The organism is Ignavibacteriales bacterium (genome assembly GCA_016700155.1).
In the GTDB taxonomy this organism is placed as follows: Bacteria; Bacteroidota; Ignavibacteria; order Ignavibacteriales; family Ignavibacteriaceae.
This window is the reverse complement of sequence record CP065001.1, coordinates 1823501-1836344: the sequence shown is the minus strand read 5'-3', so window position 1 is coordinate 1836344 and position 12844 is coordinate 1823501. Positions and strand designations below refer to the sequence as shown.

Sequence of the window (12844 nt, the reverse complement as noted above, 5' to 3'; positions counted from 1 at the left end):
GAAAATAATATGGACTTAAAAGAATTTATTAATCTTTTTCAGGGCGTCTCAACTTTAATTAACTCAAACCCCGTAATAATTATTGGCCGGTGTGGTTTAATTTTACTTGGAGTACTTCTCATTTATTTGGGTAAAAAAGGTGTGCTTGAACCCTTACTAATGATACCAATGGGACTTGGAATGTCAGCCGTTAATGCTGCTACCCTTATCCTTCCAAACAACACAGAAGGTAATTTGTTTCTGGATCCTATGGTAACTGATCCATCCGCATTAATGGATATTTTGCAGATAAACTTTCTACAACCCATTTACACCTTTACTTTCAGTAATGGTTTGATTGCGTGCCTTGTTTTTATGGGTATTGGTGTACTACTTGATGTTGGGTTCCTGATTGCACGACCTTACACAAGCATGCTGCTTGCATTGTTTGGTGAGTTAGGTACATTCCTGACAATTCCGATTGCAACTACATTCGGCTTTAGCATTAATGATTCAGCTTCAATCGCTATGGTAGGCGGCGCTGATGGTCCGATGGTACTGTTCACATCTCTGGCATTATCCAAAAATCTGTTTGTGCCTATAACTGTTGTGGCATACTTATACCTGGGGCTTACTTACGGCGGTTATCCATACCTTGTTAAATTTTTAGTGCCTAAAAAATTACGCGGAATAAAACCTGCAAAAAAAGATTTGGCTAAAAATATAAAACCACAACAGAAGATAACTTTTGCAGTTGCGGCATGTGTCATACTTTGTTTACTCTTTCCTGTTGCAGCACCATTGTTCTTTTCTTTATTCATAGGAGTTGCTGTCAGAGAATCGGGATTAAAACATTTGATAGATTTTATAGGCGGACCACTGCTTTATGGTTCAACTTTTTTTCTTGGACTTATGCTTGGTGTGTTATGTGAAGCGCACTTAATTCTCAACCCGCAAATTTTATTGCTATTGATTCTTGGAATTATTGCTCTGCTGCTTTCAGGAATAGGAGGAATATTAGGCGGTTACGTTTTATACTTCTTTACTGGAAAGAAATATAATCCTGTTATCGGTATTGCCGGAGTAAGTTGTGTGCCAACCACTGCAAAGGTTGCACAAAAAATTGTGTGTGAAGAAAACCCGGATGCGGTAATTCTTGCACAGGCAATCGGTGCTAATATCTCAGGTGTTATTACAACAGCCATCATTACCGGTATATATATCACTTTAATTCCTCATTTATTTAAATAAGAAAATGTTTTCAAAATAGTATTTATGAAAAAAACGTTTCCAGCAAAATATATTTATTAATCAATGAAGGTTGTCTATGAAAAAACTCTTTCTTAAAAAACCGCTTCATATGCTACTAGCAGAAGTTCATGGTGAAAACCGGTTAAGACGGATTCTGGGACCTGTGGCGTTAACCAGCTTGGGAGTAGGTGCAATAATTGGAACCGGGATTTTTGTCCTAACAGGTGTTGCAGCACATGACAAGGCAGGCTCAGCGGTAATACTTTCATTTTCAGTTGCCGGGTTGGCATGTATTTTTGCTGCACTTTGCTACGCTGAATTTGCCTCAATGGTGCCTGTCGCAGGTTCTGCATACACTTATGCTTATGCTACACTGGGCGAATTTTTAGCATGGATCATCGGATGGGATTTAATACTCGAGTATGCTGTTGCATCTGCCACTGTCGCACATGGGTGGTCACATTACTTTCAGGATTTTATCGGAATATTTGGATTGAAGGTCCCGCCTAATCTTGCAAAATCACCTTTTGATTTTAACACATCGACGGGTACTTTTTTTTCTACGGGTTCAGTGGTTGATTTTCCGGCTATAGTAATCACTTTTATTATTACGATAATTCTTGTAAAGGGAATTAAAGAGAGTGCGGGTTTCAATTCAACTATGGTAATAATCAAATTAGCAGTTGTAATACTAGTAATTGCGGTTGGTGCCATGTATATAAATTCAGCAAACTGGGAACCATTTGCACCTTATGGTTATACCGGATTAAGTTTTTTTGGTCACACAATATGGGGTGAAACTGGTGCCGGAGGAGCTCCTGTCGGTGTACTGGCAGGTGCAGCCATGATTTTCTTTGCTTATATAGGGTTTGATTCAATATCGACACACGCCGAAGAAGCAAAAAATCCTCAACGAGATGTTCCGATTGGAATCATCACTTCTTTAGTGTTGTGTACAATCCTTTACATACTTGTGGCAACAGTAATAACGGGAATGGTACCATATGATAAAATAAATATTGATGCTCCTGTTTCCAACGCCTTCTATCAGGTAGGACTTGAATGGGCACAATTTATAATTTCTTTGGGGGCAATTGCAGGTATCACATCTGTCTTACTTGTTATGATGCTTAGTCAACCCAGAATTTTTCTGGCGATGTCCCGTGATGGTTTGCTTCCTTCAAATATTTTTGGTGCAATACATGACAAATTCAGAACACCATGGAAGTCAACAATACTTACAGGTATTTTTGTTGCCACATTAGCGGGACTTCTTCCTTTAAGAATACTTGCTGAGTTAGTGAATATCGGTACTCTCTTCGCTTTTGTTGTGGTTTGTTCAGCAGTATTAATTATGAGAAAGACTCATCCAAACGCTGAGCGACCTTTTAAAGCTCCATGGTTCCCTGTTATACCCATTCTTGGAATTATTACTTGTCTGGTATTAATGTTTTCACTTCCGGCAGAAAACTGGCTAAGATTGGTTGTCTGGTTAGCAATCGGAATAATCATTTATTTTTTCTATGGCAGAAAACATAGTGTATTAAGAAAACTGCATAAATGAAAATGAGTTATTGGGTCTTTTCTATACATCAAGGAAAGAAAAAAAATTGAACCAAATTAAAGAGCATTTTGGGATAGATTCTAATGTTGTCAAAAAGTTTAAGGTGTATAAATGTCAAAGGCTGAACCAGTTCAATCTTACAGCTACATTGATTGGCGTTTGATCGGTCGTCAAAAATATTTTGTTTCTTTGTTCCTCTTTTTACAGGTCTGTTTGATCTTCCAAAACCCTGGACCTGTTTCAGGATGGCAATTCAATTGGTTTAATTATAACATTGATGTAAACAATTCTACATACTGTGATTTTTCATCAGTTCCTAATCTTACACTAATTGTAAATGAAAAACTTAAACTCAAGTTCATTGAGTTTTTCAGTTATATTGTCATAGAGGTTAGTGAACTAAACAACATTACACTTAAAGTAATTTTCTTCTCTGATGTTGGGGCGGATCTTCTCGCCTACAAAAAAGAAAATAATCTTTCCAGAAGTCCGCCATTTAGCTTTTCCTGGTGATTCTATACATTATTTATTAATCAAATTCAGGTGATGTTCACCCGATAATCATGAGGAGTTATATGTCCACACAACAGGAAGAGGATAAAAAATCATTTTGGAAAGATTTTGCTGTAGGTTTGATATGGCTTTTATTGCCTGTCGCTATAATATATTTTTTACTGTTTTATTAGAAATAAGGTGATCGATTTGAGTAATACACTTATCTGTATCTTATTCAATTACGAACGTAAATGAATTTTTAAATCCGGGAGTGAATAATAAATTCACTCCTGATGCTTCATTGCATTTACATTAACAGACATTCACTGACTGCTTTGATCTGTATCAAATTCAATTATTACTATTAATCTTTCAAATCTTCCAGTTTTGTATGAATAATTGAATATAGATTGTTAATACTCACTTCCTTCTGCCTTACTTAACCGACATTTAATTTTGGTTTTCTTTTTTGCCGATTGACAAGCGGATTAACCGAGTCCCATAAAATTTTTTTCTATCTTTTACGATTTCTGTAGTAAATTCTAAATAAAGTCGGTTAATTTCCAAGAGCATATATTTCATAGCGATAATTTTATATTTAAACCCACAACATTGTCAGAACTGAATCATAACTGCTCATTATTATATTGTACTCATTCAATAACAAGTCGCGGTGATAATTAATATTAAAGTCTTCCGCAAACCATGCCATAGCTGATACATTATCTGTTTCATTTGTTATAATCTTTGTTTTGTAATAGTCATAAGCCGCAGAACTGTCATTCACTTTATATCCGTTTGGTATAAAGCGTAATGGAAAGTCTTCATTTACACGGCTCCACTTTACTACTCCTGATGTACTCATTATTATTGCTGTCGGTACAGAACCAAGCTCCGCATATTTCAGAGCACCGGCAGATAATGATGTCCCAAAGTACTCCGCAATATCGTTAAGCAGTTCTGCGCCGAATTTTCTTTTTTGCGTGAAGCTTATAAACCATTGATGCGGCATTAGCAACTCGGATGCAAATATGTTCGCGTTTGTTTCAGCGTCTTTATTCAATTGAGGTGTGTAAATGTCTCTGTCCGAACAATTTTTTAATCCTTCATTTCTTTTCCGTTGCTTTCCGGTGACAGGATCAATTCCTTCATTAAAGTAATGTCCCATTTCATGGGCAAGTATAAATCGTTTTTGTCCTTTTTCTTTAAGAGTACTTTTAATTTTTATTATGCCGTAATTCTCGCCATATAATATCCTGCCAAGGTGAGTTTGCAGGTCTGTTTCTTCAACGATCAGGTGTTCCGCGTTTGCGATACCTTCAAGGTCTAGTTCATCGGGTTTTGTTATACAGTATTTATTTAAAAGGAGTTTTGCGTTTGCTTTTGCTATTGCATTCATTTTTGTCTTTATTAAAAAAGATGACATCTTCAGGAAAAGATGTCATCTTTGATAAGGTTACTTGTTGTTGTTTTCACCACTGCGATTGATTTTTTTCAGCAGTGCCAATTTCTTTTTATCTTCTTCCAATTCTTTCTCTTCACCACCCGTCAAATTCCCCTTTTTATCCCTGAATCCAAATGCGATTTCTTCTAATTCTGCATTTGATAGTTCACTTTCGTTTAATTGTCTATAGAAATCCTCCTTAAATTGTTTCCCATCTTTTAATTTATTTCCTGCTTCCAATTTTTCAAGTTTTTCCATCATATCCTTTTGAAATTGTTCAGCATCTATTCCGGCACTCTTCAAATTTTCATTGATGCTTTCTTCATCTTCGAATTCCGGGTTAAGATAGATGCTGAGCAATGTAATGAGCTCTTCATTGCTCATATATCCTCCGTTAATCCGTTTTCTGTTCCAGTGCTCTTTGCACTTTGTATTTTATTCTCCTCATTATGTTACTGACTTCCCTCACGCTTATCCCAAGGTCATCTGCGATATGCCTGGGTTTCAGCCCTTCTAAAAGGCAATAAAATATAATTTCGCAGTCTTCATCGCCTTTTATCTGACCAAGGACTATCTCCATTTTTTCTTTGATGTCCTGCAAAAATTCTATTTCCCGAAGAGATATGTGATATTCATTTTCATATTTGTTTTTGAAAATAAATTCTTCGCTGTCATACTCATCAGTCGTCACAAGTTTTTTAACTTTTTTTGCTTCAGCGCATACATGACTCCTGATAGCATTATACATAAAGCTGTTTATATCTATTTTTTCATAATTCCACCTCCTGTTTTTTTGATAGATCTTTACAATTAAATCCCCTACGATATCTTCAGCGCTTGGCTTAATCTTTATATTTGCATAATAGACCTGTATAAACCTATTAGCATGACTTAACCACTCTTTCATTTTTCCTTGACTACCCCGAAGAACATCCATGATCTTCGGGTTACATTCGTCCGGGGGAATATTCATACCTGTCATCTCCTAAAAAAAAGATTCGTATAAATATTAATTCACTCCAGTTGAGGTTTTTTACGAAAAGCTGATCAGATTTTTTTTTCGCAGAATTTTCAGCCCGTGGTGAATTAATCACTGAATGAAATTTGTAAAAAAACAATGATGAATTCAAGAATAGAAAATATTGTCAGAAAATTTTTCAGATGGAAAAGAAATTTTTTCCCTGATGTCAGTGTTTACAGGTATTATACAGGTACTACTATCCTACTACTCAGGTACTACAACGTTCAGGTTTTGATCCAAAATATATTTCGCGCATTGAAAGTGCTGCGTTTTGATTTTCTTTTTTCCAATAACCGTAATAAAAGTCCTCCGCTATTGTCAATCAATCGGCTTTCTATACTTAAAACTATTTTCAAATTAGATTATAAGGAATTATTAAAATGGGTACTTTAAATAAAACTGTTCTCGGGCGTGTCACCGGAGCTGTTGGTGATATCGTTTTCCGTTCAAAGAATGGAAAGAATTATGTTTCCTCAAAGCCAGCAAATGTTAAGGTTTCTAACAGTCAAATTGCACTTGCTGCCAGAGCTAAATTCAGGTTATGTATTAAATTTGCACAGGCTATTGCATTCAATCCAATGATAAAATCATTATGGCTGTCTGCGAAACCACAATATATGTCTGCCGCAAATTTTATCTTCCGGACAAACTATACTCATATCAGTTCAACTGATGTAAATAATAGCGCGTCATTAGTTCCGGGATTTGGATTCAGTTTGGTTTCACCGGTCATTGATGTCAATTCGACACGCCTGCGTGTTACATTGGATGCAATCACTGCCGATTCAGGTATAAATCCGGCGACTGAACCTAACCTGCGATTAGCTGCAGTTCTGGTACTTACATCTCCACTGAACAGCGGAATGTTTCCTTATGATTTCATTCCGTTAAGTTCACCGGATGTTGCTACTGTGTTTGATACTCCGGTTAACTTTACTGCTTACCTGAGCAGTCAGCAGGCACAGTTGTTCAGCCAGTATCAGACTGTAAAAGCATTTTGTACAATTGTTTCTCTTAATTCTGAAAATTCAGTTGTACATTTTGCTACTACATTTGTCGGTTAGTAAAAAACAGCTCCCTAAAAAGGGAAGTATATTCACTTCCCTTTTGGGAAATAGATCACAAAGAATTTTTCAACCTATTGTAATTTGACCGTATTGATTTAATTTCTAACAAATTTTGTTCAACTCACCAGTGGTTAGCAAGAATTTTACTAGCTTTGTTTAGTATCGATGCCCACTTGCACTATTTATCTCTTTTCGTTAATTATCATTGTGGTTTGGTTAAATTCATTTAAAAATATTTTTAAGGCAAATTTTTATGCGCTCAAATACTGCTTATTCGCGGATTTTATTGAAAGCACAGAAGTATATAAGTGAAGGAATTTTGATACTTGATGCTGAGAGCAAACGGCATTCTGTACTTTATATCAATAAAGGAATTAAAAAAATTACCGGCTTAAATAATACAGAAATTATAGGGCATGGATTCAAAACATTTCTCTCTAAAGAAAATAAAGTAGAGTCTGTAAAAAAAATCCTGAATGCTTTAGAGCAAAAAATAAATTGTATGGTTGATCTATTTATTAATAAGAAAAATCATCAGGTTTGTTTTTGCAGAATATCTGTTGCTTATATCCCGGGTTCCGGGAAAGGCGATAACTATTATCTATTGATAGTCAGGGACATTACTGAAATACGGCAGAACCTGATTAACAGTACTCAACTGGATATTATTAATACTACCCTTCGTTCAGTGAATGATATAGTTTTTAATTTTATGCAGGGATTGTTGCTGTTCCGAACTGAATGCGAAGTTGAGTGTTCAGCTCCAAACGTGAATTTTAAACTATTCGACAGTAACTATAAGACAACTGTCAATCGTCTGATGAAAATAAACAAGATGAGCGAATATAAAATCCGAAACGTAGGTAACCTGGGGAATATTTCAATACTCGATACCGGATTAAATTAACAGATGTAAAATATTTTAAGGGACGGAATATTTCCTGATTTTTATTTCGTCTCGTTGATCTTTCTCTTAATTCTAAATTACTTTATTTCAGCTAACTTGCTTTTAAGAAAGCTTAGTAGCCTAAAGGATTACACCCGCTATATTTAGGATAAAATCTTTTTTTCTTTTCAAATCCATTCCCCTATTAAATCCTGAAAGAATTATTTAATATTGCATGTGAAAATCTGCTATCAGTTATTAACTAATGGAGTGATCTATGCCTGCAAAAACCGGGACTGATGCAAGCCGTTTTGGTACTGCGCCTGTCTTCTTTACAGCAATCTCAACTATACTTGGCGCAATACTTTTTCTCCGGTTCGGGTATGCAGTTGGAACACTCGGATTTTTTGGTGTTCTTCTCATAATTATTATCGGGCACCTGGTAACAATTCCAACCGCTCTTGCAATTTCAGAGATTGCTACAAATCAGAAAGTTGAAGGCGGCGGAGAATATTTTATAATCTCCCGTTCATTCGGTCTTAACATCGGCGCTACTATTGGAATAGCATTATTTCTTTCACAGGCTATCAGCGTAGCTTTTTATATCATAGCATTTACGGAAGCATTTACATTTCTTTTTGAGTGGGTGAAGTATTCTTACAGTTTTGAATTACCGCGACAGGCAATCAGTATTCCTGTAATGATAGCACTGTCACTTGTTATAATCTTCAAAGGCGCGAATATAGGTGTAAAGGCTTTATATATTGTAGTGGGAATCCTCTTCATTTCCCTTGTCAGTTTTTTTATGGGAAGTCCTATTGGTGGATCTGATTCCGTCGGCGTTTTCAAAAACGCATTCGGCGATCCTGATAAATTCTTTGTTGTGTTTGCAATAATATTTCCGGCATTCACCGGAATGACTGCCGGCGTTGGACTAAGCGGAGATCTTAAAAATCCCGGCAAGTCGATTCCGTTAGGAACGGTTGCGGCGACAATTTCCGGTTTTGTTATTTATATCTTCATCATTCATAAGCTTGCAATATCAGCAAGTCCGGAAGAATTACTCGGTGATCAACTTGTTATGTCCAAAATCACTTTGTTCGGTGCTGTTCTTGTTCCATTAGGATTGGCGGCATCAACAATCTCATCTGCGATTGGCTCATTCCTTGTCGCACCGCGAACATTACAGGCACTTGGTATTGATAAAAGTTTTCCGCTGCCATTCGCAAACGGGTTTCTTGCCAAAGGCGTTGGAAGTGTAAACGAACCAAGGAATGCTTCCATCGTTGTGTCGGTAATTGCATTGATATTTGTTATGCTCGGTGATGTGGATGTAGTAGCTACAATCATAACAATGTTCTTCATGGTTACGTATGGTTCTCTCTGTCTTATTTCATTTCTTTATCATTTTGGTGCTGATCCTTCATACAGACCAAAATTCCGGTCACGTTGGTATTTGTCTCTGCTCGGATTTTTGATATGTGTAATACTTATGTTTGAGATAAGCACGCCTTATGCCCTATTTTCAATATTAAGTATGGTCATTCTTTATTTGTATGTTAATAGCTATCACAAAGATCGCGGCGGTCTTGTAACAATATTCCAGAATGCAATATTCCAGTTGAGCAGGAACGTTTTTGTGTACCTTCAAAAAACAAAAAAGGCTGATCAAAATAAAAACTGGAGACCATCGGCTGTGTGTGTATCAAGGGATTCATTCGAGAGGGATAAAGCACTGATTTTATTAAGCTGGATTTCTTACAGGTTTGGATTCGGAACTTATATTCATCTTATCGAAGGTTACTATTCAAAATCAAATAACACAGAATCAAAAAAAGTTTTATCAGAATTAATTAATAGAACGAGAAGTGTTAAAGGAAATATTTATATCGATACTATTATCTCACCATCCTTCACATCCGCTATCGCACAGATTGTGCAGTTGCCAAGTCCTTCCGGGATGGAAAACAATATGATAATATTTGAGTATGATAAGCATTCAGTTGAAACTCTTGAAAAGATAATCGATAACTTAGCACTGATTCAGGCTGGTGATTTTGATGTTTGTATAATGGGGACTTCTCAGCGAACTATTAATTACAGCAGCGGTATTCACATCTGGCTAAGAGACCAGGATATTGAAAACGCTAACCTGATGATACTGCTGAGTTACATTCTGCTGGGTCACCCTGATTGGGAAAAAGCTTTCATAAAAGTTTTCAGTGTGTGCGCTAAAGGAGAACTTGAAGAGGAAAAAAGAAGACTCGACGAGCTTGTATTAAAAGGACGATTACCTATATTCGAAAAAAATATTAAGGTCATTGAGTTAAACGGTGATACGGATTTTAAAACTTTGGTTAACACTCATTCCGCTGATGCGGGATTAACAATACTCGGATTTGAAGAGGCATTGATAAAACATGAAGGAGCGGATTTTTTTGATGGCTATAGTTCTATCGGGGATGTTTTGTTTGTAGATGCGAAGGGACTCAAGGAACTCTAATTACATAAATAGATTTCTTTAAATATTTGAAATCAATCTTGTCACTTAATTTTTAAAGAATTTATTTCATAAATCAAGGAGTCAATGAACAGCAATTCACAAGTCGAAGTTTTTGAAAAAGAAGTACAAAAGCAGTTTATACTTTATAATAGTCTTTTCCTGAATCTTTCTTTGCCTGAAATAACATCCATCGGAACTTTAATTCCGGTACTGCAGGAGACCTGTACGAAGGGCTTGAAAGCAGGCAAACGTCCTGAAGAGATCATTGATAAATTTTTCAAAACTTACACAATTGCGGATACTGAAGAAAAAAAGATTGGCTATCTTCTGAAAGTCATTCAGTATATCGAAAGGCAGATTGTTCTTTTTGACAGTATTGAAGATGCTGCTTTCGGTCAAATCAAGCTTGTTGAAGGTGAACCGTCAGTTGAAGATTATCTTCAAATGTCAAAGGGCAAACCGGAACAAAATAAAATCGAAGAGAAGTTAAAAAGTTATAACATAAGATTAGTATTCACTGCGCATCCTACTCAGTTTTATTCTGATCCGGTTCTGGATATCATCAACCGGTTGAGAAAAAGTATCATAAAACAATCTGTCAACAAAGTTGATACACTACTGAAACAGTTAAGTTTAACTTCTCTCATAAACAGAAAGAAACCCACTCCTGAAGAAGAAGCGATGAGCCTGATTTATTTTCTTCGGAATATTTATTATGACGGTGTGGGTGAACTTGTGAATAGTCTCAAGAAAATATTTCCAAGTGATTCTGAAAACACAAAGCTGATTGAGCTTGGGTTATGGGCTGGCGGAGACCGTGATGGAAATCCGTTTGTCACTTCTCAAACAACAATACAAGTCGCTGATCATTTACGCGTTGCGTTGATGAAGTGTTATTACAATGACATAAAAAAACTTGAAAAGAAAATTACTTTCAAAAAAACATCTGTGCTAATAGCTGATTTAAAACTCGCTTTATATGAATCGATGTTTAACGATAACAGAATTTTAACTTACGGGGAAATCATTCAACCATTGTTGCAGATTAAGGACATCGTCTTAAAGGATTATAACTCGCTTTATCTTGATGACATTGATAGACTTATTGACAAAGTAAAAGTATTCAAAACTCATTTCGCATCGATTGATATTAGGCAGAATCATCTTGTGCAAAAACAGATCATCGAAAATATTCTTCGCAGTAAAAAGCTGATTAAAAAAAGCATTGATGAAGTTGATGACAGACAATTACAGAAATGGCTACTTTCTGCTCAGAGTGTAAAACTTAATGCAGTTCAATTTGAAGACAGTATTCATAGTGAGATGATTAAATCCATACAACGGATAAATCTTATTCAAACGAGAAATGGTGAATATGGTTGCCACAGGTACATTATTAGTAATTCGGAAGACATGTATTCTGTGCTTTTTGTTTTTGCCTTGTTAAGGTGGAACAACAACGGCAATAAAGTTAAGATGGATATAGTTCCTCTTTTTGAAACCATGGAAGGAATGGAAAATTCCGGCAGCATCATGCGCAGTTTGTTTAGCATTCCTGAATATCGCAGGCATATAAAAGAACGCGGTAATGTTCAGACTGTCATGCTTGGGTATTCTGATGGAACAAAAGACGGAGGCTATCTAAAAGCAAACTGGATGATCTTCAAAACAAAAGAAGAGATAAGTGAAGTATGTAATGAGCATGGAATCAAAGTTATTTTTTTTGATGGAAGAGGCGGTCCGCCTTCACGCGGCGGTGGAAAAACACACAGGTTCTATGCTTCAAGCAGCGACAGGATTTCAGATACAGGAATTCATCTTACTATCCAGGGACAAACAATTTCAAGCAAGTTTGGAACAAAAAAACATTTTAAACATCAGTGTGAACAATTAATTGCGGCAGGTATCAGGAACAGTTACGAACAGGAGAATAGAAAAATCCCGGATGAGATGAGATCACTTCTCGACAGGCTTTCTGATATATCCTACAAAAAATATTTTTCATTAATTAATCATGAAAAGTTTATTCCTTACCTGGAAAGAAAAAGTACGCTTCCCTATTACGGTGAAACAAGAATTGGCAGCAGACCTGTTAAAAGAAGTAAGAACAGTAAATTAAACTTATCAGACCTCCGTGCTATTCCTTTTGTCGGTGCGTGGAGCCAGTTAAAACAAAACGTCCCGGGCTTTTTTGGAATCGGAACGGCTTTGGAATCATTGGTTAAAGAAGGTAAAACCGCTCAGTTAAAAAAATTATTTAAGGATGTTAAATTCTTTAAAGCATTAATCCTTAACAGTATGATGTCATTGACAAAAACAAATTTTTCATTGACTGCTTATTACAAACACGATAAGGAATTCGGCGGGTTCTGGAAAATACTCTATGACGAGTATGAGCTCACAAAGAAGATGATACTTCTGATAAGTAATTCTGAAAATCTGATGGAAGAAGAACCGGCAAGTAAGAAATCAATTGAGATGAGAGAAAAAATTGTCATCCCGTTGCTGGTAATACAACAATACGCTCTTGAAAAAAATTCTTCCAATGAGGGTGCTGATGGGCACTATAAAACAGTAGTACGCAGATCGTTATATGGAAATATTAATGCGAGCAGGAACTCAGCGTAAAAACTA

At 36.1% G+C, this 12844-nt stretch carries 10 protein-coding genes; 7 read left to right on the top strand and 3 right to left on the bottom strand.

Annotation, left to right across the window (positions count from 1 at the left end):
- The first annotated feature begins 9 nt into the window (after nucleotides 1-9).
- From IPM56_07530 to IPM56_07520, 3 genes are all read left to right on the top strand, one after another.
- Complete coding sequence (locus tag IPM56_07530) at nucleotides 10-1230, top strand: sodium ion-translocating decarboxylase subunit beta (protein QQS37789.1); 1221 nt, start codon at nucleotides 10-12, stop codon at nucleotides 1228-1230.
- A gap of 76 nt (nucleotides 1231-1306) precedes the next feature.
- Nucleotides 1307-2794 (top strand): amino acid permease, encoded by a 1488-nt coding sequence (locus IPM56_07525; protein QQS37788.1) that lies wholly within the window; start codon nucleotides 1307-1309, stop codon nucleotides 2792-2794.
- Between the two features lie 111 nt (nucleotides 2795-2905).
- Nucleotides 2906-3307 carry a hypothetical protein gene (locus IPM56_07520; protein ID QQS37787.1) on the top strand — a complete coding sequence of 134 codons (402 nt, stop codon included), beginning with the start codon at nucleotides 2906-2908 and terminating at the stop codon, nucleotides 3305-3307.
- 580 nt (nucleotides 3308-3887) lie between these two features.
- Here the strand turns inward: IPM56_07520 and IPM56_07515 are convergent.
- From IPM56_07515 to IPM56_07505, 3 genes are read right to left on the bottom strand one after another with little or no spacing between them, the layout of a single operon-like run.
- Nucleotides 3888-4688, bottom strand: coding sequence for an ImmA/IrrE family metallo-endopeptidase (locus IPM56_07515; protein ID QQS37786.1), 801 nt, complete (start codon nucleotides 4686-4688; stop codon nucleotides 3888-3890).
- 57 nt (nucleotides 4689-4745) lie between these two features.
- Nucleotides 4746-5117 (bottom strand): hypothetical protein, encoded by a 372-nt coding sequence (locus IPM56_07510; protein ID QQS37785.1) that lies wholly within the window; start codon nucleotides 5115-5117, stop codon nucleotides 4746-4748.
- A 10-nt stretch (nucleotides 5118-5127) separates the two neighbouring features.
- The gene (locus IPM56_07505) at nucleotides 5128-5706 is read right to left on the bottom strand and encodes a sigma-70 family RNA polymerase sigma factor (GenBank protein ID QQS37784.1); all 579 of its coding nucleotides are present in this window, start codon (nucleotides 5704-5706) and stop codon (nucleotides 5128-5130) included.
- A 428-nt stretch (nucleotides 5707-6134) separates the two neighbouring features.
- Between IPM56_07505 and IPM56_07500 the strand changes: the two genes are divergently transcribed.
- From IPM56_07500 to IPM56_07485, 4 genes are all read left to right on the top strand, one after another.
- Nucleotides 6135-6818, top strand: coding sequence for a hypothetical protein (locus tag IPM56_07500; GenBank protein QQS37783.1), 684 nt, complete (start codon nucleotides 6135-6137; stop codon nucleotides 6816-6818).
- Nucleotides 6819-7074: 256 nt separating this feature from the next.
- Nucleotides 7075-7728 (top strand): PAS domain-containing protein, encoded by a 654-nt coding sequence (locus tag IPM56_07495; GenBank protein ID QQS37782.1) that lies wholly within the window; start codon nucleotides 7075-7077, stop codon nucleotides 7726-7728.
- Nucleotides 7729-7984: 256 nt separating this feature from the next.
- Nucleotides 7985-10210: an amino acid permease gene (locus IPM56_07490; GenBank protein QQS37781.1), complete on the top strand. Its 2226-nt coding sequence runs from the start codon at nucleotides 7985-7987 to the stop codon at nucleotides 10208-10210.
- Between the two features lie 84 nt (nucleotides 10211-10294).
- Nucleotides 10295-12838, top strand: a complete 2544-nt coding sequence (locus IPM56_07485; GenBank protein ID QQS37780.1) for a phosphoenolpyruvate carboxylase — start codon at nucleotides 10295-10297, stop codon at nucleotides 12836-12838.
- Nucleotides 12839-12844: the final 6 nt, after the last annotated feature.